The 22369-nt window shown below is 36.1% G+C and carries 35 protein-coding genes and 1 pseudogene; 29 read left to right on the forward strand and 7 right to left on the reverse strand.

Features of this window, described 5'->3' with window-relative positions; genetic code table 11:
* The first annotated feature begins 71 nt into the window (after window positions 1-71).
* Both R8495_RS00540 and R8495_RS00545 read left to right on the forward strand, forming a co-directional pair.
* Complete coding sequence (locus R8495_RS00540; protein WP_317635620.1) at window positions 72-431, forward strand: hypothetical protein; 360 nt, start codon at window positions 72-74, stop codon at window positions 429-431.
* Window positions 418-1101, forward strand: coding sequence for a hypothetical protein (locus R8495_RS00545; protein ID WP_317635621.1), 684 nt, complete (start codon window positions 418-420; stop codon window positions 1099-1101). The genes R8495_RS00540 and R8495_RS00545 overlap by 14 nt, the downstream gene beginning before the upstream one ends.
* Here R8495_RS00545 and relB (R8495_RS00550) read toward each other — a convergent pair.
* The gene (gene relB / locus R8495_RS00550) at window positions 1096-1317 is read right to left on the reverse strand and encodes a type II toxin-antitoxin system RelB family antitoxin (RefSeq protein ID WP_317635622.1); all 222 of its coding nucleotides are present in this window, start codon (window positions 1315-1317) and stop codon (window positions 1096-1098) included. The two genes, R8495_RS00545 and relB (R8495_RS00550), sit on opposite strands and share 6 nt — an antisense overlap.
* 113 nt (window positions 1318-1430) lie before the next feature.
* Between relB (R8495_RS00550) and R8495_RS00555 the strand changes: the two genes are divergently transcribed.
* The 8 genes from R8495_RS00555 to R8495_RS00590 all read left to right on the forward strand — a co-directional run bounded on the left by R8495_RS00555 (window position 1431) and on the right by R8495_RS00590 (window position 4481).
* Window positions 1431-1718 carry an immunity 22 family protein gene (locus tag R8495_RS00555; RefSeq protein WP_317635623.1) on the forward strand — a complete coding sequence of 96 codons (288 nt, stop codon included), beginning with the start codon at window positions 1431-1433 and terminating at the stop codon, window positions 1716-1718.
* 39 nt (window positions 1719-1757) lie between these two features.
* Complete coding sequence (locus R8495_RS00560) at window positions 1758-2051, forward strand: hypothetical protein (RefSeq protein WP_317635624.1); 294 nt, start codon at window positions 1758-1760, stop codon at window positions 2049-2051.
* A gap of 15 nt (window positions 2052-2066) precedes the next feature.
* Window positions 2067-2675, forward strand: a complete 609-nt coding sequence (locus R8495_RS00565; RefSeq protein WP_317635625.1) for a hypothetical protein — start codon at window positions 2067-2069, stop codon at window positions 2673-2675.
* The gene (locus tag R8495_RS00570) at window positions 2662-2829 is read left to right on the forward strand and encodes a hypothetical protein (protein WP_317635626.1); all 168 of its coding nucleotides are present in this window, start codon (window positions 2662-2664) and stop codon (window positions 2827-2829) included. Before R8495_RS00565 ends, R8495_RS00570 begins: the two co-directional genes overlap by 14 nt.
* 127 nt (window positions 2830-2956) lie before the next feature.
* Window positions 2957-3187 (forward strand): hypothetical protein, encoded by a 231-nt coding sequence (locus R8495_RS00575; protein ID WP_317635627.1) that lies wholly within the window; start codon window positions 2957-2959, stop codon window positions 3185-3187.
* Complete coding sequence (locus R8495_RS00580) at window positions 3188-3418, forward strand: hypothetical protein (RefSeq protein ID WP_317635628.1); 231 nt, start codon at window positions 3188-3190, stop codon at window positions 3416-3418. It abuts the gene before it with no gap.
* A 437-nt stretch (window positions 3419-3855) separates the two neighbouring features.
* Window positions 3856-4212, forward strand: coding sequence for a hypothetical protein (locus R8495_RS00585; RefSeq protein ID WP_317635629.1), 357 nt, complete (start codon window positions 3856-3858; stop codon window positions 4210-4212).
* 5 nt (window positions 4213-4217) lie between these two features.
* Complete coding sequence (locus R8495_RS00590) at window positions 4218-4481, forward strand: hypothetical protein (protein ID WP_317635630.1); 264 nt, start codon at window positions 4218-4220, stop codon at window positions 4479-4481.
* 85 nt (window positions 4482-4566) lie between these two features.
* Here R8495_RS00590 and R8495_RS00595 read toward each other — a convergent pair whose 3' ends face one another.
* On the reverse strand, window positions 4567-5430 hold the full coding sequence (locus R8495_RS00595; protein ID WP_317635631.1) for a LysR family transcriptional regulator: 864 nt from the start codon (window positions 5428-5430) through the stop codon (window positions 4567-4569).
* 98 nt (window positions 5431-5528) lie between these two features.
* Here R8495_RS00595 and R8495_RS00600 point away from each other — a divergent pair, with 98 nt between their 5' ends.
* The 3 genes from R8495_RS00600 (at window position 5529) to R8495_RS00610 (ending at window position 9179) form a co-directional block, all read left to right on the forward strand.
* A complete protein-coding gene (locus R8495_RS00600; RefSeq protein WP_317635632.1) occupies window positions 5529-7157 on the forward strand; it encodes a malolactic enzyme in 1629 nt (542 codons plus the stop codon).
* A gap of 23 nt (window positions 7158-7180) precedes the next feature.
* Window positions 7181-8146, forward strand: coding sequence for an AEC family transporter (locus R8495_RS00605; protein ID WP_317635633.1), 966 nt, complete (start codon window positions 7181-7183; stop codon window positions 8144-8146).
* 280 nt (window positions 8147-8426) lie between these two features.
* The gene (locus R8495_RS00610; RefSeq protein WP_317635634.1) at window positions 8427-9179 is read left to right on the forward strand and encodes a helix-turn-helix domain-containing protein; all 753 of its coding nucleotides are present in this window, start codon (window positions 8427-8429) and stop codon (window positions 9177-9179) included.
* Window positions 9180-9461: 282 nt separating this feature from the next.
* On the opposite strand, the gene R8495_RS00615 is transcribed toward R8495_RS00610, so the two are convergent.
* Window positions 9462-10682 carry an ArgE/DapE family deacylase gene (locus R8495_RS00615; RefSeq protein ID WP_317635635.1) on the reverse strand — a complete coding sequence of 407 codons (1221 nt, stop codon included), beginning with the start codon at window positions 10680-10682 and terminating at the stop codon, window positions 9462-9464.
* A 143-nt stretch (window positions 10683-10825) separates the two neighbouring features.
* Here R8495_RS00615 and R8495_RS00620 point away from each other — a divergent pair, with 143 nt between their 5' ends.
* Window positions 10826-11086 (forward strand): hypothetical protein, encoded by a 261-nt coding sequence (locus R8495_RS00620; protein ID WP_317635636.1) that lies wholly within the window; start codon window positions 10826-10828, stop codon window positions 11084-11086.
* Between the two features lie 119 nt (window positions 11087-11205).
* On the forward strand, window positions 11206-11670 hold the full coding sequence (locus tag R8495_RS00625) for a hypothetical protein (RefSeq protein ID WP_317635637.1): 465 nt from the start codon (window positions 11206-11208) through the stop codon (window positions 11668-11670).
* Window positions 11671-11709: 39 nt separating this feature from the next.
* Here R8495_RS00625 and R8495_RS00630 read toward each other — a convergent pair whose 3' ends face one another.
* Complete coding sequence (locus R8495_RS00630; protein ID WP_425613249.1) at window positions 11710-12054, reverse strand: hypothetical protein; 345 nt, start codon at window positions 12052-12054, stop codon at window positions 11710-11712.
* Window positions 12035-12307 (reverse strand): type II toxin-antitoxin system RelB/DinJ family antitoxin, encoded by a 273-nt coding sequence (locus R8495_RS00635; protein ID WP_317635638.1) that lies wholly within the window; start codon window positions 12305-12307, stop codon window positions 12035-12037. Before R8495_RS00635 ends, R8495_RS00630 begins: the two co-directional genes overlap by 20 nt.
* Before the next feature lie 360 nt (window positions 12308-12667).
* On the opposite strand from R8495_RS00635, the gene R8495_RS00640 reads away from it, so the two are divergent.
* The 14 genes and pseudogenes from R8495_RS00640 (at window position 12668) to R8495_RS00705 (ending at window position 21321) form a co-directional block, all read left to right on the forward strand.
* Complete coding sequence (locus tag R8495_RS00640) at window positions 12668-13042, forward strand: hypothetical protein (RefSeq protein ID WP_317635639.1); 375 nt, start codon at window positions 12668-12670, stop codon at window positions 13040-13042.
* Entirely contained in the window at window positions 13036-13323 is a 288-nt protein-coding gene (locus tag R8495_RS00645) for a hypothetical protein (protein ID WP_317635640.1), read from the forward strand. The genes R8495_RS00640 and R8495_RS00645 overlap by 7 nt, the downstream gene beginning before the upstream one ends.
* 155 nt (window positions 13324-13478) lie before the next feature.
* Complete coding sequence (locus R8495_RS00650) at window positions 13479-14069, forward strand: hypothetical protein (RefSeq protein WP_317635641.1); 591 nt, start codon at window positions 13479-13481, stop codon at window positions 14067-14069.
* A gap of 141 nt (window positions 14070-14210) precedes the next feature.
* Window positions 14211-14363, forward strand: a complete 153-nt coding sequence (locus R8495_RS00655; protein ID WP_317635642.1) for a hypothetical protein — start codon at window positions 14211-14213, stop codon at window positions 14361-14363.
* Between the two features lie 31 nt (window positions 14364-14394).
* Window positions 14395-14517, forward strand: a pseudogene (locus R8495_RS00660) (AbrB/MazE/SpoVT family DNA-binding domain-containing protein); the annotation flags it as partial.
* Window positions 14510-14845 carry a hypothetical protein gene (locus R8495_RS00665; RefSeq protein ID WP_317635643.1) on the forward strand — a complete coding sequence of 112 codons (336 nt, stop codon included), beginning with the start codon at window positions 14510-14512 and terminating at the stop codon, window positions 14843-14845. The pseudogene R8495_RS00660 and the gene R8495_RS00665, both read left to right, overlap by 8 nt.
* A complete protein-coding gene (locus R8495_RS00670) occupies window positions 14842-15234 on the forward strand; it encodes a hypothetical protein (protein WP_317635644.1) in 393 nt (130 codons plus the stop codon). Before R8495_RS00665 ends, R8495_RS00670 begins: the two co-directional genes overlap by 4 nt.
* Window positions 15234-15686, forward strand: coding sequence for an SMI1/KNR4 family protein (locus R8495_RS00675; RefSeq protein WP_317635645.1), 453 nt, complete (start codon window positions 15234-15236; stop codon window positions 15684-15686). Before R8495_RS00670 ends, R8495_RS00675 begins: the two co-directional genes overlap by 1 nt.
* Window positions 15683-16246, forward strand: a complete 564-nt coding sequence (locus R8495_RS00680; RefSeq protein ID WP_317635646.1) for a hypothetical protein — start codon at window positions 15683-15685, stop codon at window positions 16244-16246. The genes R8495_RS00675 and R8495_RS00680 overlap by 4 nt, the downstream gene beginning before the upstream one ends.
* A gap of 129 nt (window positions 16247-16375) precedes the next feature.
* On the forward strand, window positions 16376-19369 hold the full coding sequence (locus R8495_RS00685) for a BspA family leucine-rich repeat surface protein (protein ID WP_317635647.1): 2994 nt from the start codon (window positions 16376-16378) through the stop codon (window positions 19367-19369).
* A gap of 70 nt (window positions 19370-19439) precedes the next feature.
* Window positions 19440-19676 carry a type II toxin-antitoxin system RelB family antitoxin gene (gene relB, locus R8495_RS00690; protein WP_317635648.1) on the forward strand — a complete coding sequence of 79 codons (237 nt, stop codon included), beginning with the start codon at window positions 19440-19442 and terminating at the stop codon, window positions 19674-19676.
* Window positions 19669-19956, forward strand: coding sequence for a type II toxin-antitoxin system RelE family toxin (locus tag R8495_RS00695; protein WP_317635649.1), 288 nt, complete (start codon window positions 19669-19671; stop codon window positions 19954-19956). The genes relB (R8495_RS00690) and R8495_RS00695 overlap by 8 nt, the downstream gene beginning before the upstream one ends.
* Before the next feature lie 89 nt (window positions 19957-20045).
* A complete protein-coding gene (locus R8495_RS00700) occupies window positions 20046-20483 on the forward strand; it encodes a Panacea domain-containing protein (RefSeq protein WP_317635650.1) in 438 nt (145 codons plus the stop codon).
* A complete protein-coding gene (locus R8495_RS00705; protein ID WP_317635651.1) occupies window positions 20476-21321 on the forward strand; it encodes a hypothetical protein in 846 nt (281 codons plus the stop codon). Before R8495_RS00700 ends, R8495_RS00705 begins: the two co-directional genes overlap by 8 nt.
* Here the strand turns inward: R8495_RS00705 and relB (R8495_RS00710) are convergent.
* Complete coding sequence (gene relB, locus R8495_RS00710) at window positions 21298-21513, reverse strand: type II toxin-antitoxin system RelB family antitoxin (RefSeq protein ID WP_317635652.1); 216 nt, start codon at window positions 21511-21513, stop codon at window positions 21298-21300. The genes R8495_RS00705 and relB (R8495_RS00710) overlap by 24 nt on opposite strands.
* Window positions 21510-22298, reverse strand: a complete 789-nt coding sequence (gene yaaA, locus R8495_RS00715; protein ID WP_317635653.1) for a peroxide stress protein YaaA — start codon at window positions 22296-22298, stop codon at window positions 21510-21512. The genes relB (R8495_RS00710) and yaaA overlap by 4 nt, the downstream gene beginning before the upstream one ends.
* Between the last annotated feature and the right edge of the window lie 71 nt (window positions 22299-22369).

The raw sequence follows: 22369 nt of genomic DNA on the forward strand, positions 1-22369 counted from the left end.
ATTACATGAACATAAATGAATTTATGAACTCAGATTTCTATACGAATTATTTAGATGAATTGGATAGAAAATTGTCAGTAAAAATAGATAGAGAATCGAAAGTCCATGAAGTTGTAATGGAAGGTGAAAACGAAGCGCTACAATTTTCTTCTGTTAGTTTGGATGATATTTGCTGGTTGATTACAAATTATAGAGATGAAACGATTAGCTATATAATTAAAAAATATGCACGTTACATTGAACCAAATGGCGGAAAAGATAATATTGTTAACCTCCCGCCTAAAATCAATTTTCCAATTGGGCATCTCATAGAGTTCTTCTTAATGCTTAAAGCACCAGACAAACTGGCATCTTACATCAGAAAAATTCGGATTCCTGATGCACATCAGTATGTTAAAGAAATCACGGAGATATTCAATGCCAGAAATTAAAGATTTAAGAATTGATTTTGAGAAAAATTTACAGGAATTTTTAAAAGAACAGTTTAGCTCTTATCCTAATATTAAAGTTATTAGAAATGAAATATCTATTAAAGAAAATAAATACAGAGCTACCGGAAGCATTCAGTTTAGATATTTAAATAATGCAAAAGGATATATTTTGGGCATGAATGTTGATGCTCCAGAATTAATGGCGTTTATCAATGAAGTAAATCCACCATATGAGTCGAACTGGCCCAGTCATTTCGCTTTAGTAATGACGACTTCCATGGAGAAATATAATATTTTTTCTAACAAAATGGGAGGAGCGATTGATCTTCCTAGAAATGATGAAGAAATTGGCAAGGCTTGTGCAAGAATCGCAGATAAAGTAAAAAATATATATTTAGTTCGGGCGTTAAATTTAATGAATATAGAGGAGGCAGCAATCCAAGATGTTTTAGATAATCCCAATTATTATGCTTATCCATTTCTGACGATTGTCTATATTATGAGAAAGCGTAAATTGGAACTAGATTTAAATAAAATCCTCAGCAAAAAGATAATGGGCAATAAATCATTTGATAGAGGGCTTATATCTCAAGATGAAAATGAAGTGTATGGAAGAGATGTTTTACATAGCGGATTTCGATCAGAGGATTCTATGAGAGATCGATTATAGATCTAATTCTTTCAACACATCTTCATGAGAATAAATAGTTGAGTTTTCTTCAAACTCTTCAATTGCTTTATTGTAAAGTTTTAAATCTATTTCAGATTCAATTTTTTCCAGAGCAGATTTTCTTAAAAATTCGTTAATAGTTAATCCATTATGTTTAGCGTAATCACGAAATAGTTGATCTTCTTCTTTATTAAAATGCAGTGAGATTGTTGGCATAATTATAGAACCTTTCCTTTTTTAGGCATGCTACAGGAGACAAGGTAATTTGTCTAGTAGATTATTAGTACAATCTGATACAATTGAAAAAATCGATTTAAGAAAGTTGTCAGATGAATGAGGTAAATATTCAGCTTTGGATTGGCAATAATTTTGCTGCGGAAGATAAATATCTAAAATATTTTGAACAAAATGAGGATGCTAATCCGCTAGATCCTAATTATGTTGAAGAATGTCAGTTTCTTGCCGATGTTGGTGACATCTGGTTCGATCCGAAATTTATGGTTATTCCCAAAAGATTTGCTGAATCGCAAGATCTTCAAACGATTATCGATGTTATTAAAGTGGATGAAGCAGAAAAAGCCAAAATTCGCCAAAGCGCGACGATTATAACGGATTAAATTACATTGGAAAATTTAGCTTTTGAGAGAGGTGCCCTCATGTCAACAACTGAAATTAAGATCGAACTAGATGAATTAGAAAAAAGAAAATTAGAGAAAAATGCCAATTCAATGGGGCTTAGTGTAGAAGCAGTTATTAAATTGATGATTGATCAATTTAATCGCAGCTGTCGGATCAAACGCAAAGATAGCTTGGATGATTTTTCTACTCTTCCTCGTGAGGTTGAAGAGGCGATGTTGATCGCTAAGGCTGAAGAATTTGGTTTAATTAAAGATACTAGCGAAGAAGTACATAATATTGAAAGTTTACGCCGACGATGGTTGGACAAATAAAACAGAGATTGGCAGATGAAAAACGACTTCGAAAAAGAACTCCAAATTTTTCTAAAAGAGCACCTTAGTGTGCCGGCAGATCTTAAAGTAAATCGCCATCAAGTAATAATCGATGATCGATCTGGGACCAAAGCTGAAATTAATTTCACTTATTTAAATATTTCGATGGAATATTCGATTAGTATGAATGTGTCCTCAAAACGAATTCAAAAATTTATTGAGCAGATTGATCCTCCGTATCCTTCAAATATTTCAGCGTCAAACCTCGTTTACTATTCTTATTATCTGAATGAAAAACAGTATTTTCCGTTGATGCTTCCAACGACCGAAGCTGGGAAAAAACAAACTTTCGAAAATTTTTTGAAAGTTTTCCAATCAATTTACATTCCACGGGTGTTTAATTTAATTGAATTAAACGAACAGTTAATCAATGATGTGAAAGAAAATCCCAAGCATTATTCGTATCCGTTTTTGATTGGGATGGCTGCGGCAAATCATAATACATCGATTAAAGTCGACCTAGAGGAACTGCTCAGTAAAAAGTATTTAGGGTTTGAGAATAATCTGGATCTTAAAATGGAGTTTAATCGTCAATTGGTGAGAAACGAAGATGATGATGTTTGATGATTTTATAAAGCACGGAATTACGTGCATGAAGTTTGGTGATAGTTTTTCAGATCTTGCCAGAAATTTCAGTAATTATAATGTTTTGTCGATTAATGACGCTGAAGGACAATTTGGCGTCTTTGTTGAAGGGTCAGAATTACTTTTTGATTAGTTAATGTTCAATACGAAATCGATCGATCTGATGAATTAGTTTTCAATGGACATAAAGATTCTCAAATTATTTTGGTTACTGAAAATTTATACTTTGATGAAAGTCTTACTGCGATGCAGGTTGAGAGATGACGGAATATTTAAAGTCAGTATTTAAGAAGCTAGATTTCTTTTTCTATGGAAATGAGGTTAAGAGTTTAACTTTTTTTAGCGATCAAGACGGTGATCGATTGGAAGATTTAGTATATCTTGGAAATGTTGGGATTTTTGTGGACGGAGTGAATCCGTATTTTTCTAATTTTTGGTCGGATGAAGTTGATATTTTTAACCTTTATGCAAAATATAACGAATTAAAATGATTGGAACATCAGTTAGATCCATTCGTGATTCAAACAATTAGAATTTTTCACAGTCGAGTTTATCATGAACAATTGGGGCTTTATCTTGCTGATTTGGACGAACGAAATTCGGTTTTTATTATTTTCCAAGGCGACCAATCTGATCGTATTGCCGATAATTTAAAGCAGATTCCTGCAAATGATCTAGTTTGCTACGAAAGACGGGGGTCATCAGAATGGAGAGAAGTTTAAATGGCTTTTTGGCAGTATTCTTTTTGGGCACTTCCCGAGCGCAGCATTGTAAATAAATATGGAATAACTCCGACTGAGATTTCAACGAAGAAAATTGGTTTTTAGATTATGATATTAGTGATTTTATCGATTCGATAACCTATCTTTCGAAGAACGAGCACTGGGACAAACAAGCAATGTTCTTTAAAGACTATTATGCAGATTCAATTACGATCTCAACAGATCCGATTGAGATTTATTGCAGAATTGATTTACGGAAAAATTTTGAGTTAATAGCAGAACAGTTTCTTCAATCATTGTCGGCTGGGGGACTCGTGATTTATGATTAATCCTTGGTGAAGGTAGACAATTTAATAGTGGAATTGAACCGTTCGTTAGCAAGAAAAAGTCGGTTTTTCGAAAATGAATAACATTATAAAAGATTTTTTAACTATTTATTGGGACTCAATCGAGCAGGTCAAACTTTCTATGTTTGGGGTAGTGAACTGGATTTTCCGCTTAGTTTTTGGGAAAAAGGGACAACTGCAAAAAAGTATAAATTATTCGGCGATGATTGCTGGGATTTAAAAGTAAGTGGCTTTCCAAAAGATTGGCGTAAATCTTTGAGAGAAACGCTTCTATATTTTAGTGAAGAAGCTGGCTTAAGCTGGTGCAGTTTGGAAGGATACTTTGAAGATCCGCTGTCGCTCTTTAACCCCGAAACGTCGGTGGGTTATTATGCTTATGCGATCAAAGACGATTTCGTCTGCTACAGGACTTATACTTCACTCTCCAAACAAGACTTAAAGGGTTAATATAAATGTCAGAATGGAAAACACTTGATTTGTTATTAAAAGGTAATTCTGTGATTAAAGAAATCCCAAGCAACAATCCCGATGATGTAATGTGGCTTGAGATCTCACTGCAAGATGATTTGAAGCCAACTTATCAGTTTCGTCATGATTACTATGCAAGGGTAGAGCTGAATTTTTTTAACAGTTGTCCGATTGAAAAGGCTAAAAGCATTTATAAGATCAGATTTAAAACAAGGATTTTGAGCGAGTTGGTCAATTTCTTTACCTAAACTCTCTTGCTGAGTTAGAGGATTATTTGAGAAATAGTAACTTGGATTTGGACTGCTTTAAGTAAACTTATATCCTTTATAGGAGTTAATTTAACATCGCATTAATGAATTCAGTTAGGTGATGATCAGGCATCCCGTTTTTTAGTGTGACAAGATTAAGATAAAAATAAAGATCACTCGCCTCGTTTAAATCAATTGCGACAACTTTCTGATTGGCGGCTGTTAGAGCAGCTTCAGTTAAAAAGCTAATCCCGCTATTATTTTCCACGAGCGTTAAAATCGTTTGAACGGCGGGCGTGCGAAAAATAATTCTTGGTACGAAAAGATTTTTTCTAACTAACTGAGCAAAAATCTGTTGGTGGGTGGACTCACGATCTAACAGTAAAAAAGGATAAGACTGCAGGTCATTGAAACTGACAGTTTTTTTCGTGGCTAAAGGAGATTTTTGACTACAAATAATTTTGAAATGATGTCTGGCGATGATATGTGAGGTCAAATCTGGTGAGGAAATCGGCTCAACCGAACCAATAAATGAAGCGTCAAGGTTGCCAGAGACCAAACTGCGAAATAATTTCTGCGATTCGCTTGAGTAGACTTCCAAGTGTTCCAAATTCTGCTGGAATACTGATAAATACTTCTCTTGGTGCAGCAAATAATTGGTGATTATCGGTGGCAAGCCAATTTTAATATGAGGAGACGCAGCATTTTCCATGTCCTTATCTAACATCGACATTTCTTGGACTACTTTGCGCGAATGATTATAAAATTGTTGACCAGCTTCAGTTAAAGTCATCGATTTTCGGTCAAGTAAATCGATGCCCGCCTGTTCTTCAAGTCTTTGGATTGTATAAGAAATTGTTGGCTGTGAGACGCCAAAATAATGAGCGGTATGAGAATAATTCTTAAGCTCGACAAGTTTATTGAAATACTCTAAATCCCGTAGATTCATGTTCCCTCTATAAATAAAGTTTATTGAAAACTTAGCTTTTGACTATAGTTATCTATCCAGAATATTATACATGATAGATAGAACAAGGAGGAACTGAAATGACATCAAATGTTCAAGAAATATTAAATAATCCTTTTATAAACCAGGGGACTGCGTTTACGAAAGACCAGCGCGCGAAACTTGGGATTGAAGGGATGCTGCCTCCAACCGTTCAAACTTTAGAACAGCAAGCAGAAGTCACGTATCAACAGTATCAAACTAAATCATCAAATCTTGAGAAAAGAATTTTCCTGATGACGATTTTTAATACTAATCGAGTTTTATTTTTCAAAATGTTTAGTCAGCATGTCATGGAATTTATGCCGATAGTTTATGATCCGACAATTGCTGAATCAATCGAAAACTATAGCCACTTATTTGTAAATCCACAAAATGCAACTTACCTTTCCATTGATGAGCCAGACAAAATTGAACAATCTTTGAAAAATGGATCTGAAGGAAGAAAGATTAAGTTAATTGTGGTCACCGATGGTGAAGCGATTCTTGGAATTGGTGACTGGGGCACGCAAGGTGTCGATATCGCAGTTGGCAAATTGATGGTGTACACAGCAGCTGCAGGAATTGATCCAGCAGAAGTGTTGCCAGTGGTCTTAGATGTTGGAACTAATAATCAAAAATTATTAGACGATCCACTTTATTTAGGATTGCACCACAAACGAATCAAAGGCGAGCAATATCATCAGTTTGTTGATCGTTTTGTATCTGCTGCTGAAGAGATATTCCCAGAGTTGTATTTGCACTTTGAAGACTTTGGCCGAGATAACGCAGCTAGTATTTTGGATCAATACAAAGACAAAATTTTGACCTTTAACGATGATATCCAAGGGACAGGAATTATTGTTTTAGCTGGGATCCTGGGCGCTCTTAATATCAGTGGCGAAAAATTATCTGATCAAAAATATCTTTGCTTCGGTGCGGGAACTGCCGGCACAGGAATTGCTAAGCAGATCTATACAGAAATGGTTAATTCAGGTCTTTCTGAAGAAGAAGCTAAGGATCACTTCTATTTAGTTGATCGTCAAGGGTTGCTTTTTGAAGATACCCCTGATTTAACGCCAGAACAGAAGCCTTTTACCAGAAAACGCAGTGAATTCTCAAACGCTGATGAATTAACAAATCTTGAAGCAGTAGTTAAGGCAATTCACCCAACTATTATGGTCGGCACTTCAACTCAACCAGGAACTTTCACCGAAGAAATTGTTACTGAAATGGCTTCACACACCGAGCATCCAATTATTTTCCCACTTTCAAACCCAACCAAGTTGGCAGAAGCTAAGGCTGAGGATTTGATTAAGTGGTCAAAGGGTAAGGCACTTGTTGCAACAGGAATTCCTGCTGATCCCGTCGAGTTTGAAGGAGTCACTTATGAGATCGGGCAAGCTAATAATGCTCTAGTTTACCCAGGACTCGGTCTTGGAGCAATTGCTGCCAATTCGAAAATTTTAAGCGAAACGATGATTAGTGTCGCAGCTCATTCACTGGGTGGAATTGTTGATCCTTCAAAATCTGGCGCCGCTGTCTTGCCACCAGTTTCTAAATTGGATGTTTTCTCTCAAACCGTTGCCGAAAATGTCTGCAACCAGGCAATTAAAGAAGGCTTAAGTCAAAATGATTACAAAAATGGTCATGATGCGGTAACTGCGATCAGATGGCAACCAAAATATTAATTAGAGTTTGGGAGGGAATTTAAATGGAAGCTTTTATAACGTCACTTCAGAGTGTGGCTGAAATTATCATTGTCATAGCTCTTGGATATTGGCTGAAGGTTTCTGGCAAGGTCGGCGATGAATTTAAGGGAAACATCTCTTTTATAATTATGAATATCGCTTTGCCAGCCTCAATTTTTGCTTCAGTCCTTAAATACTTAAGCCGTGATAAACTTGCTGGCTTAACGGGCGGGCTGGTTTATGCGTTTGCTAGTTTTGCTGCCAGTTATTTACTAGCGTGGATTTTGGCTAAAGTATTGAAAATCAGAAAAGGTCGTCGTGGGACTTTTATCAACATGTTTGCCAACGCTAATACAATTTTTATTGGTCTGCCTTTAAATATCGCACTTTTTGGTCAAAAGAGTCTCCCTTATTTCTTGGTTTACTACGTGGTAAATACAATTTCAACTTGGGCAATCGGGGTATTCTTCATCTCAGCAGATGATCCAACGGTCGCAAAAGGAACCAAGAAGGAGTTTAACTGGAAGAAATTATTGCCAGCTCCTTTAGTTGGATTTCTAGTTTCTCTAGTGTTCTTATTGCTTGCGATTCCAGTTCCCGGCTGGATTACAAATACTTTGAACATGGTTGGAGGAATCGTAACACCAATGTCACTGATTTACATCGGAATCATCTTAGCTGACGCGGGATTGAGTTCGATTCGCTTTGATCGGGATACGATTTGGGCATTACTTGGAAGGTTCGTCTTCGTGCCAGCGATAATGATCATGTTTATCTTGATCGGAGCCAAAATGGGAGCGAATTTACCAAGTGTAGAACAAAGCACATTGGTAATTCAAGCTGGGACGCCAGGATTGGCGGTTTTACCAATCTTAGTCGGTCAATCGCATGGTGATGTCAGATACGCCACCAACGTGGTAACGACAAGTACAGTTTTGTTCGTGATCGTTGTTCCAATCTTGATGCAAGTAATAAATATGGTGTTTTAGTTAAAAAAAAGAATGGTCAGATGCGATCATTCTTTTTTTGGTGCCGCGCGAGGCGCATGGTGAAAAATCGGTGAGGGTTCTGTTGGTCAAATTAAATTAATCTTGATTTCACAACTTTTTTAAAGCAACATTCCTGATTGATTAACACCCATTCACTTTTAAGTCAGAAAAATTATTGTAGAATTTGAGGTTTTTCCCAGTAATCAACCGCAAGTTGATTGAAAAATATTAAACAATTCCGGTAAAGTAATAAGAAAAAGTGAAAAGGCGGAATTTAATTATGATTTTAAAAGAGATTCTCAAAATTTTGAGAAAGAAAAATGGCTACAGTCAAGAACAAATTGCAAAAAAAGTTTTTGTATCAATACAAGCAGTATCTAAATGGGAGAATGGGCAATCTGTCCCCAGCATAGATAATTTATTGCTCCTATCAGATATATATGGAATATCATTAGATAATCTTGTTAGCGGTAGTCCTTTTTTTAAAAAGCCTTATATAGTTGGAAATAAATTTAGTTTCAAAAAAGGTATTTTATATCTATTTATTTGGACTCTATCATCGCTTTTTTTAACTGGATTCGGTTATCAACCTTTTTATATTTTTTTAATTGTGCTTACAATTGGGTTAATTTTAGTTTTGCCAGAATTATTTGATGATTATTGGATCATAAATATAAATGACTTAAGTATAAAAAAGTATTCTAAGAATGATTTTCGCAAGATTAGTCAACTTCTTTTTTACCCCGAAGAAGAAAAAATAAAATACTCTGATATTACTAATGTTGAAATCATATACAAACCGAAAGCAAGAATATCTCCATTCGATATTGGTTTTGACAATTTTTATTTGAAACTTAGGACAAAAGATAAGAACTATAGACTGGAATTAGATTATTCAGGAGCAAAAATTTTACCACAATTTATTAACTACATAGAAAGGCATAATGTAGATGTATATGATAAAAATAATGTCATTGAGTTATTAATCAAAGGAGAATCATTATATGAATATTTTAATCAAAGAATTAATTAAGTACAATATAAGCCTTCGTATATATTAAATGAATTTAATTGGTGGGAGACACGGTCAGCACCTCTAGTTGGGTTACAAAGACTTATTTGGTCAGATTTGAATTTAATTCGCTGTGATCGGTGCCAAAATGGGAGCAAATTTACCAAGCGTAGAACAAAGCACATTGGTAATTCAAGCTGGGACGCCAGGATTAGCGGTTTTACCAATCTTGATGCAAGTAATAAATATGGTGTTTTAGTTAAAAAAAAGAATGGTCAGATGCGATCATTCTTTTTTTGGTGCCTAAGCGAAGTATTCTTGGAATAATTGCTTATAAATTTCAATAAAATCTAGAAACATTTGTTTGGAGAGATGTTCATTAGATTGATGGGGAGTTTCATTGCCGGGACCAAAGACGGCGTAATTGGCACCAACTGGCTGATCAGCTAGTAATTGGGAAGCATCCGTTCCGCCCATCGCACCACCAGCAATAACCTTGTCAGGAGAATAAGGTACTCCGAAACCGTCAGCAAAAGCTTTATTTTGCTTAATTTTTTCCGGCGTATCATTCATGCTCTTGAAATATGGCTGGGAAATTTTTTGTAACAGCGAAACCAATTTAGAATCAGGCTTGCCAGCGATTGGGATCAGGTTGGTTGCAATTTCGCAATTGATTTTGCCTTTAGCGAATTTATTAAAAGCGTCAGTCGTATCGTTGATGATTTTGACAATTTTATTATTCGGATACTCGGCGATCGTCCGAATGTTAACTTCTGCTTTAGCAGTACTTGGAATCGTGTTGACTTGTTCACCACCGTGAAACTTATCGAGGTTGAATAAAGTCGGCTTTAGCAAAATTGGACTAATTGTATGTCCAGTTGCTCGCAAGATATTTTTTCTAAGCAAGTCTAAGAAGTCGATTAAATTCTCGACCGCATTGATTCCTGCTTGAGGACGCGAACTATGAGCCGCTTGACCAAGGGCCGTGATGTCTAGATCCATCGCTCCGGTATGGGTGTGCATAATGAAGTAGCCGGTTGGTTCGCCCAAAAGAAGTGCATCAGCGTCTTTCATCGCACCGTCTTGATACAAGGCTTCTGCACCCAGCTCAGTAATTTCTTCATCTGCGGTGGCAAGCAAGCGCACGGTTCCATTAATTGGCTGGTTGGACTCCTTTAACTCAATCATTGCAATAACAAAAGCTGCCATGCCGCTCTTCATATCGGTAACGCCGCGCCCATAAAGCTGTCCGTCTTTTTCAGTTAAAGTAAACGGATCACTTTCCCATTCGCTTTCATTAACCGCAACAACGTCTAAGTGACCTGAAACTACCAAGACGGGCTTGCCGTGACCGATTTCAGCAACTAAATTTGCTCGATTTCCCTCAACTGGTCGAACCTCACTGTGGATATCGTGTTGATCAAAAACCGACTTTAAGTATTGCGCAGCTTCAATTTCGTTACCGCCGACGGTCTTACAAGAAACGAGATTACGTAAAATCTCAATTTTATCTTCTGTTTTCATTTGGAATAAAGCCTCCTCTCTTTACTCTCATTGTAACAAATAAATAAAAAAATGAAATAGATAGGATTCTTTGGCAGGGAAAGTTGCTAATTTAAAATTGATTAAGATATAATGAATTAACTATTTTTAATCAGGAGAAATTAATGAAGAAAGTGAATGGCTTTGACGAATTATTGAAGGTTCCAAGAGAAGAACTGGATTCTTTTCCCTCTGGGCTTTATGTTGATCACGATTTAAAATATGATTTACCATCCATTGGATCAGCTGTTTTTTATCTGGCAGAAAATCGAGATGAAGACGATGAAATGGCTGAGGAAGAGGATAAATATAAGGTGTTGCTGGAGAATGCATCATTGATAACAAGCGGGATCATCACCCAAACGCAACGAAACAGGACTTGTTAGAGGCGGTTATTTTTTGTAGAAAATGAGATAATCTATTAGAATGACAAAGATAAATGAAATTAGAGAAGAGACTCTTCAGGCAATAAAGAGAAAGGAAATCTAGTTGATGGATGATTTAAATGCTTGATCTAGTAATCAATCCTGACTCTGTTCGGGTGTCCCATAGTAAGATTTCAACCCAGATATATTCTGATATTTATTTTCAAATCGGTGAAACATTCTTTCCAGAGGAAAAGTGGGATGATTTTTCCGTAATTGTATTAGGCTGGTGGCTGAAAGAGGCATTAAGCATTAGCAGTGATAGTCGCTCGGTTTTTCGATTTATGGACGGTCCTTATTATTTTGAGGCTCACCTAATCGATGGCAAGTGTAGCATTGACTTTATAAGCGAGCGGCACAACAAAAAAGAGATAGTTTCTAATAGCGTGATTGAACATCGAGAATTTTTAAGACTTTTAACTTCGAATGCGCGTTTACTAATCAGAAAATTACCTTTTGAAGCCAACGAGTTCAAGGAAGTGTTGGAGTTAAAAAATAACCTAAAGCAACTGCAACAGCATGCAAAATTGATTACGCCTTCGTAAGAAAACTATACGAATTGCCAGAGATAATTTGACAAATATTTATTCGTTTTCTTTGAATTTCTTTGTAAAAAGGTCAATTCCAATTTGATCAAAATCAGATAGTTTCCCAATTCTTTTGAAGGTTAGTCCAGTTTTTGGAAATTGAAAAAGATGTCCGATGTCTACCCATGACTTTTGCTTAAGACCAGCAGTTTGCCAATTTTTAATTGGATAATATTGACTTTTAATTTTGTTTGATTTGTTTAAATATTTGCTGGTAATTTTAAAGGCAGTGAAATAAACATCATTTATTTCTCTGATCAAAACGGGCCTTTTTTTACCACCATTAATTTCAACAAAGGCAACATATATAGTGACAATTTCGTTAGTCTTCATTTGGGTCATTGAGCCATTTTGCCACTTCGTCAGCATTGTTAAAAACGGTAACGGGCGTATCTTCAGTTAATTTTAAAAAGTTAAGGGTCGCTTTTTGGGCATCTGTTAGTGCTATTTCAAAAGGTAATGCACCTTTGGCAACAATTTGCTTATATAAGATTGTAATTGCAGTTGTTGGAGTTAACCCTAATTCTTTTAAAACTTGTTCTGTGTCTTCAGCCAAATCTTTATCCACTTGAATTTGAATTCTTTTTTTGTCCATGAAGTCCTCCTCTTTACGAGTAAAATTATACTATATATTGAGTGATAGATGGGATTTTTTCTATTTATTTAGATTAATTTGAGTAAAAAATAGTTGATTTTTAGAACTTAATGCGCTCGCAAAGGTATTGGGTATATGCGCAGTATTGGCGTGGGGAAGATAAGTACAATCAAGAGGCAGTGAGCAAACTTTTTGGTCGGGATGTGAGATGATGAATAAACTATATAATATTAGCAATTTCAATGGAGTGCAGGTTGATTTTCAGGATTCAAAGTCGAGATATCCAATTTCTTTATTTGGAATGACGGAAATGGAAGGTTTCTTGATTATTCAAAACCCAGAGGGCACGCAACAAGTTCGTTGTTCAACAATTCCGACTATCTGTCTGCTAATATTGGAATTCCGATTTTTTCTTGTCGTGCTAAAAGTGTTTTTGAAACCAAAATTCCGACAGAAATCAGCTTTTATGAATGTATTATTGATGATGAATTTTTTTTCTTTGGTAAAATTGAAAAATACCTTCCTATCATTGATGAAGAAAGGACTACTTTTAGAACCCTTCTCGATGGCAGCCGTGTGATCGATGAACCGATTTATAAAACTGATGATGATTTTTTTATAACGAGAGATAAGGTATTTTGTGAGCAGCTGGTTGTCTCGCAGAAGTTTGTTGATCTGTGCAGAGAAGAGAAGCTTAATATTAATTTTTACAGTTGCAAAGGAGACTTATGTTAACAGAAAAAGTGAAAAACTACTTGATTGAAGCAGATTTGTATGATGAAACCGATGATACAAGTTATCAAAAGGTAATTGAAGAGTTGAATATCGATGCTTCAACAGCATTTGCAGATTTTAATCTCAATACAAATTCAGCGACTTTCTCAAGGCAGTTATATGATATTTACAATGTATGTTGGTTTGCCATAAATTCAACATACTTTGAGCAAATAGAATGGATGCAGTCTGCACTGAAACTCCCGCAGGAATATATTCCCTTAGATAGCTTTGAGGGTTAGGCAGGCTTATTTTACAATCGTAAGACCAGCGAAGTTTTAGAACTTGAGTTGGGGCAAAAGCTGATCGATTTTCAAAATGGACAACTGCAACCTCAATGGAAAGATTTCAATGACTTTTTGGAATGGTATTTTGAAATAAATTAAAGGTTTGTATTATGACAAGTAAAGTATTAAGTTTAGAAGTCTTTTTAACAAAAACCGATGAAAACACATTTTCAAGGTTATTAAAAGAGCAGTTTCCGCAAATAAAGTTTATCGAGAACTTTGTTTGGCATACCCCTAACCCGCCAGTATACGATTCAATGGCAGAGTGCTGGAATAACAAATTTTCTGATATTATCATTATTGATACACATATTCTGTCAATAGAAGAGTATAAAAACACATGTATAATACCACACTTAAGTGGGCAAGGTTATTTGGGATCACAAGTGGGGGATGGAGTGATACAGTTTTTACGTTCACGCGTAGGGGAATATGGGGATAATAATTGCTTGGGAAATGGGTCATTAGGGGCAAGTTATAACTTAGAGTATGAACCAGAAACAGACAAATTGGTCAAAGCAGTCTGGAAACTGGTTAGAAAAAATGCCCTAAAAGTTTATTTCGTTGACACAGCAACAGGTAAAGTTTCAGAGAAACCGGAAAGTCGTTTTTATGCCTTTCCTGATGCCGCGGCTAAATTTAATGGCACGAATGGTCGATATTTACAGTGCGGAGCACTCACACAGTTTATTGCAAAATAAAAAGGGAACAAAATGAAGGACGTTAGAGTAGAGTGGGTTCGCAGAGACAGAAATAAAGTTCCGGAGAATTGTAAATACTATCCCGTATCAAAATTCCCAGATGAGACTGAAAGCTCTACCCCTTGGAGTGTGGTTTTGCAGTTGGGAAAATCTACATGCACTGGCGGAAAAATTATTAGCTTTGGAACTGTCAATTTTCTAATGGATAATGCGCCGTCTGAGAAATTATCTCAACACAAGACTTTTGAAATTTATGAAGGTCCCAAAAAAGTTGCCGATGTTTTTATTATATAGAGCCAAGGAGGTTTTCATGCAAACGCAGGATAAAAAAAGGGCATCAAACATTCATGAACTTTTTGCCGACTGGCAAGATGACGGTTATCGAGAGCATGAAATCGATTGGGGTAAATCTCAAGGCAATGAATTATCGTGGAAAAAAGATGAATAAATTAGTTCAGAAAATTTTAAATAATCGAAATGACCTTATTGAAGGGACGTTTTGTTACGAGCTGTTTGAGAATAAGACCTTCAATGCGACTCTTTTCGAGGAGCTGATAAAAGACATCAAGAACTCTTTAAATGAAGATGAGATTACCGATTTTTTGGACTTTGTTCCATGGGTCGTAATGAATACGATGCACTGCATAATATGTCATAACGACACAAACGATTCGTATTTTATTTTAAACATGGATATGGATTTGTGGTACGAAACGTATGAGAACTTGTTATCTGATGTACTGAATTCAGCTCTTTTATGCCAGAGAAACAGATGATAATTTCAATTGATAATTGGCACGGCGTCTACAGCAATGAAGAAAGTTTCGATTTAACAAATCCCGATACCCTTTTGCGTTGTATTAATGATCTCAATGGTAAAAATAAAACTTCCGTTGCGCTGACCCATGACGAAGAAATTTATATGGTCATTGGAGGAGGAAACGAAGGAAAATATTCGGTTGTTGGTGGAATTAATGGGCAAATTTATAACTTAATTAATAAAAATAACATCAACAAAAAAGGGTATGTTCAAATTGTGACAGGTGGTCAGTTAGGTGATTTTGAAATGAAGTATTGTGTTGATAAAGAAATGGCTATCCAGGCGGCTAACCATTTTTATAAAAATATAGATTTTGATAAAACTTTAAAATGGGAGATTTTGTGATGCAAAAATTTGTAGATTCCGGGAAAAAGCTAACTTTATTAGATATCCAAGGAATCGGTATCAATTTTCCGAAAGATTTAGTTGATTTATATCTACATTACAATGGCGGAAAAGTTGATGGCGAAAAAGATTTTTACATCGACGAAGACAATGATGTTGAGGTCAGTGTTCAAACTTTTTTGCCGATGAAGTATAAGAGATTTGAATTCGATACGTTATTAGAAGAAATGTATCAAATGTTTGCGATGGATAAGAAACTTATTCCAATCTCTTATATTCCTTTTGCAGTTGATTACGGCGGATACCCTTATTGCATCAATACATTGGATCATAAGATCTATATAGGTTATATGGACGATTACGACGGGACACCTGAATCAACGATTCGTTTTATATCAAATTCTCTTGCGGAGTTTATCGACGGAATGATGTCAGAAAGCGAGGCTTATTGATATATCTATTAAGATCAACATCGAAAAACACTTGTTCATTTATTCAAGACTACCCAGATGGTGAAGAAAGCATTATGGGAAGGGCTGTTAAGGATCCATGGAAGCCATTTGGTCGTGAATACCGTGCTATTACACTTGAGTTAAGGAAAAATGATTTTGGCAAAAAGAACTATCAATTTGATTTTAGTGGTGCTTTGAATCCATTTTTTATCATCAGTGAATTTGCATTGGTCGCACTTAATGATATTTTAAAACCGCGAGGCCAGATATTGCCGGTTATCACAAAGTGTAAGCGAAAACAGTTTTTTGGTTATTATCCCACTAAACATTTATCAGGTTGTTTTGATAAACAAAAGTCAGTTTATCGTGAATTTCCAAAAGGTTTAATGATTGATAAACCGGTGCTTATTGCAAAAAATATTACTGATGATTATTTATTCTCTATTGAAGAAGATATTAGTCGAGTCTTTGTGCCAGATAAATTTAAGCAACGAGTTGAAAAGGCAGGATTATTAGGTTTTGACTTTTCTGTTGAAATTGGCATGAATGATACGAACTAAGGAATCATTTTATCCGACATAAATTTCAAATTATGTCGGATTTTTTTTTCAAATTCAAAAATATTACAGGACCTATTTTTGTTATAATGATCAAACTACTTACCCCTAGGGTATTCCAGGAGGAAGCAATTGTTAAAAAAGTTAGGATATCTCTTGACAATACTGAGTGGAATTTGGGCGTTATCATTTGCCATGAGTTTTAAAGAGGACGACAAAGCGGCAGATTTCCCTGAACACGTTGCACAGCCAGCGGACGCAAGCGATTTCAAGGGAGCGTTAGATAATAGCGATAAATCCGATTCCTCAAAGGAGGTTTCAAATAACGTTGCCGAAGAACCGAAGCTTACGCGGGGAGTTGAAAGCCAGACTGAATGGTGGGAGTATGATGGCACTTCAAGAGTGCTCACAATTCACCCGCACGAACTGAATGCGGCTGTTGATGTGACTGTAACCAATATTTGGCCTTGGCATTACGACTATAATATAAAACCGACGAAAGTGGTCATAGAGCCAGGAGTTACGGCTAAAGGTTCGCTAAGAGGTTTGTTCAATGGGTTCGGTTATCTTCAAACTATTGTTGGACTTGAAAGTTTAAACACCAGTGCCGTAACCGATATGTCTTATATGTTCAATAAATGCAGGAGCCTGACCAGTCTTAATTTGAGCAACTTTAATACAAGTAATGTTGTTGATATGACTTGTATGTTTACCAATTGCGGGAGTTTAACTAGCCTTGATTTGAGTAATTGTGATACAAGTTCTGTGACTGTTATGAATGGGATGTTTGCGGGTTGCGGGAGTTTAACTAGTCTCAATCTGAGGGGACAGTTTAATACCAGCGCAGTTAAGGATATGACCAACATGTTCCAATGGATCAACAGTCTACAGAATTTAGATCTAGGAAACTTTAATGTCGAAAATGTTGAAGAAATGTCAGGCATGTTTCAAAATAGCTCGATCATAAATCTTGATTTGTCGATGTTTAAGCCAAGCAAGGCGACCAACATGTCAAAAATGTTTTATGGATGTTCATCAGAACAGATAAATTTCGGTTCCAATTTTGACACGGGTTCTGTAACAAATATGAAAAATATGTTTACTGAGTGCGGCGTTAAATCACTTAATATCAAGGATTGGAACGTCAGTAACGTTCAAAACTTTCAAGAAACGTTTAACAATTGCTACAACTTACAGCAGCTTGATTTGAGTAATTGGCACACAAGCGAAGCTACAACAATGGCATCGATGTTTAATAATTGCCAAGCTCTTACAAATTTAAATCTTCTTAATTTTGATACTAGAAAAGTTACAGATATGAGTTATATGTTCTATCGGGGCAATAATTTACTGGCACTAGATCTTTCGATGTTTCGAACCTCTGAAGTTACAAATATGATCTCGATGTTTTATGGATGTGGTGCACTTAGAGAACTTGACATAAGTAATTTCGATACGAGTAAAGTAACCACAATGGCAAGCATGTTTCAAAATTGCAGTAACTTAACTAGTCTAAATGTTAACGGATTATTTGATACGAGCATCGTTACGAATATGAATAATATGTTTGCGGGATGTGGGAATTTACCGGAACTAAAAGTGTCGAACTTCAATACCGCAAATGTAACCAATATGGCTGGTATGTTTTATGCGTGTAGCAGTTTATCTAACCTTGATTTGTCAAACTTCAATACCTCAGAAGTGACAAGAATGGATGGAATGTTTTATTCATGTGGCAGTTTATCTAACCTTGATTTGTCAAACTTCAATACCGCCAAAGTGACAAGAATGGATGGAATGTTTCAAGATTGTCTAACTATCACTGATATTGATGTGACGAGCTTTGACGTCAGAAATGTTGTTTATTTTAACAAAATGTTTTCAAATTGCCAACAGCTTTCAAGTATCGACGTCAGCAATTTCGTTACTTCATCTGCACAAACTATGCGTGAAATGTTTGATCAGTGCGGGTCGCTAATGGATTTGGATCTTAGTAATTTTGATACTAGAAACGTAACCGACATGGCTTTTATGTTTAGGGGCTGTAATAAAATTTCAACCCTTGATTTAACGAACTTTGATAGTAGTTCTTTAACTGACATGTCAAACATGTTTGCTCAAAACAAAGGCAGTAATCTACTTAAAGAAGTAAAGTTTGGAAGTAATTTTACAGCAAGTAAAGTGACCAATATGACTAGTTTGTTTAGTGGATGTGATAAAGCGACCAATCTCGACTTTGTGAGTTCATGGACTACCAGTGAACTAATTGGTATGGCTGGAATGTTTGAGTACTGTAAAAGTATAAAAACAATAGATTTATCTCACTTTATAACGGATAAAGTGGACAACATGTCTTATATGTTTCGAGGTTGTTCTAGTCTAACGGAGTTGGATTTAAGCAACTTCGACATGCGTCAAGCCAGTGTGTTATATATGATTCAAGGTACCTCCGCTCTATGGCGCTTAACCTTGGGTCCCAATTCGCAGATTACAAGTGGTCAATTTGGTTTGGGGGATCCAGTGGCTAGAACACCAATCGTTGATGTCAATGAACCTAATGAGAATTATTACTGTACTGATCCTAACTGGGTGGAAGTAGATGTTAATAACGGCGGGACAGTGCATGATCCTAAAGGTCCTAAAAAATTGGCAAAAGAAATTATTGCAGAATCACTAACTCGTACTGATGTTAGAACGTATGTGTGGGATCAAACCGGTAAGGTGACTTTTGAAGTTCCAGGGTCAATTGATTTTGGAGTGTACAAAGATAAAAAATATCGTGGAGAGAAGATCAACAGCAGTAAGCAAACTTTCAAGGTTATCGACAGTCGTAATATGCCACGGCAGAAAACTTGGCAAGTTAGCGCGTCTGTGACTCCAATGACCTCAGCAAGTGGCGCAAGTATCGCTGGCAATCCGCTCTATTACAAAGATTCTGATGGTGTAAAACAACTAAATTCGAATTCTATATTATTAAATTCAAAAGTTACACCAGCCCAAGCGTACGAAGATATCTGGGAACAATCATGGCATCTAATGTTCGAGCCGATCGGCAAGAATATCCCAGAAGCTGGGAAATATGCTTCAACGATCACATGGACGCTGGTTGACGCAGACGGTGTGTAGATTATGAATTAATGAAAGAAGCACTACAAAAGCTCAAGTGATATGATGAGGCACTTTGGAGGTATACATTATGACCCAGGCAACTTCGGTTAGATTCGACGATCGAATCAATGATCTGTTAAATGTTTATACGGAATCTCATTCAATTAGTAAGTCTGAATTCATTCAGGCAGCTGTGCAGGAAAAATTAGAAGATTGGCTTGATATTGAGAAATCTGATTTAGCTTTTAAAGCATGGCTGGATGATAATAAGAGAACTTTAAGTTGGGATGAAACGCTTAAAGAATTAAATTTAGAAAATGAGTAGATATTCGGTTAGAACTACTGCATATTTTCGAAAATCTTTTAAAAAATTATCTCCTGATGTTCAAAAGACGATTGCGAAGTTTATAAATAAAGTTGATTTTCCCAGCACGCCAGGGAAAAAGTTAGTAGGAAATTTATCGGGTTATGTGCGATTTAGAGTTGGGTCTTACCGCTTGATAACGGTAATTAACGATGATCAACTTGTAATAACAGCTGTTTATGTAGGTAAACGATCAGATGTCTATAATGTAAATAAAAGAAATTTTTTTGAAATAGTTTGAAAGCGGATCATGAAAAAATGGTGCGCTTTTTTTTGATGAACTGATCCTTGAAAAAGTGTTATTATGTAGGGAGAAAAGGGGGCATAAGCATGGGGATGCACGAGTTAGCTAAGCACATTTTGGCGGTAGCTAATGAAAATGAGCTTGGGGTAACGAATTTACAGTTACAAAAAGTGATGTATTTTGTCGTGAGAAGCTATCTTGTAAATCATGAAGATTTTAGAAGCGATCCATTCATTCATGAACTCTACAACGATAAGTTCGAGACGTGGCCATACGGACCAGTCGTGCCAGATATCTACTATTTATATAATTCATATGGTAGTTTGGAGATTTTCAATGAAGGAAGTTATGATGATGAGTATAAAATATTTGATTCGGTCATCATCAATTTTTTGAAAATGGATGTCTTTAAATTGGTGCGTGCAACCCAGACGCAACCGCTTTGGCAGGAACACCGACATGAAATTTTAAATCACATCAATACTTACGAATATGGATTGGAGGACATCATTGAGCATGGATAATTTAAAAGACGGGATCAGCGATCTTAATGAGACTAGCGATTCCAATAATAAAATCAACAAAAAAACGGTTGAGAATCAGCCGCTAATTAAGATTCTTCAGCGTTTGTCGCACGAGTTAATGCCGGAAAATATTGCGGCAAGCGATGCATTTCAAGATTTGCGTGATTACTTTAAAGATCGCAATAATGATGAGCCGCTTGAGCTTGCTCCAATTCGCTCTTTCGTTCTTAACATCAATGAAGCACATGAAAATGGAGATACTTCTGGTTTCATCAATGCGTTAAGAAAAGCAATTGATAATTCTGACGTGTCTGAGAAGGAGATGACTGGTCTCAAGGAACTTTTAGACAATCTTGATCTTACTGCCATGCAGGTGAAAAGGATAGATTTGAATAAACAGATTAACGAACAGGAAAAGAAACTTAATGAAATTCAAAATCAAGCAACAGAGTTTGAGGCAAAATTAACAAATATCTATCTGAGTTTTATCGGGATTTTGGGATTGTTCTCTGCTTTGATTTTCGCTTTATTCGGCGGATTTAAATCAGCGATGGACGCAGTCGTTCATGCGACGAAGATCTCACGCATTTTGGTGAGTGCCTCGGTTTTAGGTATTGTCATGGTATGCGTAGTTTTCATTTTCTTCCGATTTCTGAATAAATTACTGCACCCGCAAACAATGAATCCAAAAGTATCCAACATTGATGTAGCTGTTGGAAAGAAGCATTTTCGACTTCCTAATATTTCGAAAAGCGGCTATCCAGAATTTAGTTGGAGCATTATGATTTTAGCTGCAATGTTGATTTTGGGAATTTTATTGAGCATTATTAGGCTTTAATAATTCTTCCATTACTTGTTCTATTGTTTTTAGAGGTTCTCCTGCTTCTTGATAGTGCTTGTAAGCAGCTTCGCCAACTTTTGCATCATATTCATCTTCAAGTTGTTCGATTGAGTACTTCTTTAGCAAATCAGAAAGGCTGACTCCATAGAGATCGGCCATTTTTTGTAACCATTCATTAGTTGTTGTCATTTTTCACCTCTTTGTTTACCTGTTTGGGATTCTGGTCGCACAAAAGCCCAGACGGATTCAGTTGAGCGGTTTTTATCAAAATGATATCCAGCGAGGTCAAAGTCCTTTAAGTCTTCGACTTGTTGGAGCTGATTTTTGATGATAAATCTGCTCATTAGTCCGCGGGCTTTTTTTGCATAAAAACTGATGATTTTATATTCGCCGTTTTTCTCGTCCAAAAAAATCGGCTGAATCAGGTTTGCTTTTAGCTCTTGAGGCTGAATGGCTTTAAAATATTCGTTTGAAGCAAGATTGATTACGGTTGACTGCCCTTCATCGTTGAGGTTTTGGGTCAGTCGGTCGCCCCAAAATTGATATAAATTACTGTTTTTCCCATTCGGTAATTTGATCCCCATTTCCAATCGATATGGCTGGATTAAGTCAAGTGGTCTTAAGATGCCGTACAAGCCAGATAATATTCGTAAATGAGTTTGCGCAAATTTTAAATCAGAGTCTGAGAAGTCCTCCACTTGCAGTCCTTCATAGACGTCTCCTTTAAAAGCTTGAATTGCCTGGCGAGAGTTGTCTATAGTCGAGTCATTTTGCCAATTTTGGAATCGTTCGTAATTCAGTTCAGCGAGTTTTGGACTGATTGACATTAAACTTTGTAAATCGGCGGGAGTTAGTTTTTGGCAATATTTAATGAGGACTTTCGCATCGGGAAGGTATTGAGGCTGGGTGAACTTTTGAGTTAATAATGGTGATTTAAAATCTAATTTTTTTGCAGGTGAGATCAGTGTAATCATAATTTTTGTCCTAGAATGTATTTATGGATCTAATTTTACTCTTTATCGCCCGCAGATTAAATGATGGAGGA

This window comes from Xylocopilactobacillus apicola (genome assembly GCF_033095985.1).
GTDB classification, from domain to species: domain Bacteria; phylum Bacillota; class Bacilli; order Lactobacillales; family Lactobacillaceae; genus Xylocopilactobacillus; species Xylocopilactobacillus apicola.

What these genes read in the sequence shown, in the direction of transcription:
- R8495_RS00565 (WP_317635625.1), top strand. Translation starts at nt 2,067, where the DNA reads ATGAAAAACGACTTCGAAAAAGAACTCCAAATTTTTCTAAAAGAGCAC.
- R8495_RS00590 (WP_317635630.1), top strand. Translation starts at nt 4,218, where the DNA reads ATGTCAGAATGGAAAACACTTGATTTGTTATTAAAAGGTAATTCTGTG.
- R8495_RS00570 (WP_317635626.1), top strand. Translation starts at nt 2,662, where the DNA reads ATGATGATGTTTGATGATTTTATAAAGCACGGAATTACGTGCATGAAG.
- relB (WP_317635622.1), bottom strand. Translation starts at nt 1,317, where the DNA reads ATGCCAACAATCTCACTGCATTTTAATAAAGAAGAAGATCAACTATTT.
- R8495_RS00645 (WP_317635640.1), top strand. Translation starts at nt 13,036, where the DNA reads ATGTTAACAGAAAAAGTGAAAAACTACTTGATTGAAGCAGATTTGTAT.
- R8495_RS00560 (WP_317635624.1), top strand. Translation starts at nt 1,758, where the DNA reads ATGTCAACAACTGAAATTAAGATCGAACTAGATGAATTAGAAAAAAGA.
- R8495_RS00665 (WP_317635643.1), top strand. Translation starts at nt 14,510, where the DNA reads ATGAATAAATTAGTTCAGAAAATTTTAAATAATCGAAATGACCTTATT.
- R8495_RS00615 (WP_317635635.1), bottom strand. Translation starts at nt 10,682, where the DNA reads ATGAAAACAGAAGATAAAATTGAGATTTTACGTAATCTCGTTTCTTGT.
- R8495_RS00545 (WP_317635621.1), top strand. Translation starts at nt 418, where the DNA reads ATGCCAGAAATTAAAGATTTAAGAATTGATTTTGAGAAAAATTTACAG.
- R8495_RS00650 (WP_317635641.1), top strand. Translation starts at nt 13,479, where the DNA reads ATGACAAGTAAAGTATTAAGTTTAGAAGTCTTTTTAACAAAAACCGAT.
- relB (WP_317635652.1), bottom strand. Translation starts at nt 21,513, where the DNA reads ATGACAACAACTAATGAATGGTTACAAAAAATGGCCGATCTCTATGGA.
- R8495_RS00620 (WP_317635636.1), top strand. Translation starts at nt 10,826, where the DNA reads ATGAAGAAAGTGAATGGCTTTGACGAATTATTGAAGGTTCCAAGAGAA.
- R8495_RS00575 (WP_317635627.1), top strand. Translation starts at nt 2,957, where the DNA reads ATGACGGAATATTTAAAGTCAGTATTTAAGAAGCTAGATTTCTTTTTC.
- R8495_RS00600 (WP_317635632.1), top strand. Translation starts at nt 5,529, where the DNA reads ATGACATCAAATGTTCAAGAAATATTAAATAATCCTTTTATAAACCAG.
- yaaA (WP_317635653.1), bottom strand. Translation starts at nt 22,298, where the DNA reads ATGATTACACTGATCTCACCTGCAAAAAAATTAGATTTTAAATCACCA.
- R8495_RS00555 (WP_317635623.1), top strand. Translation starts at nt 1,431, where the DNA reads ATGAATGAGGTAAATATTCAGCTTTGGATTGGCAATAATTTTGCTGCG.
- R8495_RS00595 (WP_317635631.1), bottom strand. Translation starts at nt 5,430, where the DNA reads ATGAATCTACGGGATTTAGAGTATTTCAATAAACTTGTCGAGCTTAAG.
- R8495_RS00695 (WP_317635649.1), top strand. Translation starts at nt 19,669, where the DNA reads ATGAGTAGATATTCGGTTAGAACTACTGCATATTTTCGAAAATCTTTT.
- R8495_RS00700 (WP_317635650.1), top strand. Translation starts at nt 20,046, where the DNA reads ATGGGGATGCACGAGTTAGCTAAGCACATTTTGGCGGTAGCTAATGAA.
- R8495_RS00675 (WP_317635645.1), top strand. Translation starts at nt 15,234, where the DNA reads ATGCAAAAATTTGTAGATTCCGGGAAAAAGCTAACTTTATTAGATATC.
- R8495_RS00610 (WP_317635634.1), top strand. Translation starts at nt 8,427, where the DNA reads ATGATTTTAAAAGAGATTCTCAAAATTTTGAGAAAGAAAAATGGCTAC.
- relB (WP_317635648.1), top strand. Translation starts at nt 19,440, where the DNA reads ATGACCCAGGCAACTTCGGTTAGATTCGACGATCGAATCAATGATCTG.
- R8495_RS00670 (WP_317635644.1), top strand. Translation starts at nt 14,842, where the DNA reads ATGATAATTTCAATTGATAATTGGCACGGCGTCTACAGCAATGAAGAA.
- R8495_RS00630 (WP_425613249.1), bottom strand. Translation starts at nt 12,054, where the DNA reads ATGACCCAAATGAAGACTAACGAAATTGTCACTATATATGTTGCCTTT.
- R8495_RS00625 (WP_317635637.1), top strand. Translation starts at nt 11,206, where the DNA reads ATGCTTGATCTAGTAATCAATCCTGACTCTGTTCGGGTGTCCCATAGT.
- R8495_RS00605 (WP_317635633.1), top strand. Translation starts at nt 7,181, where the DNA reads ATGGAAGCTTTTATAACGTCACTTCAGAGTGTGGCTGAAATTATCATT.
- R8495_RS00635 (WP_317635638.1), bottom strand. Translation starts at nt 12,307, where the DNA reads ATGGACAAAAAAAGAATTCAAATTCAAGTGGATAAAGATTTGGCTGAA.
- R8495_RS00705 (WP_317635651.1), top strand. Translation starts at nt 20,476, where the DNA reads ATGGATAATTTAAAAGACGGGATCAGCGATCTTAATGAGACTAGCGAT.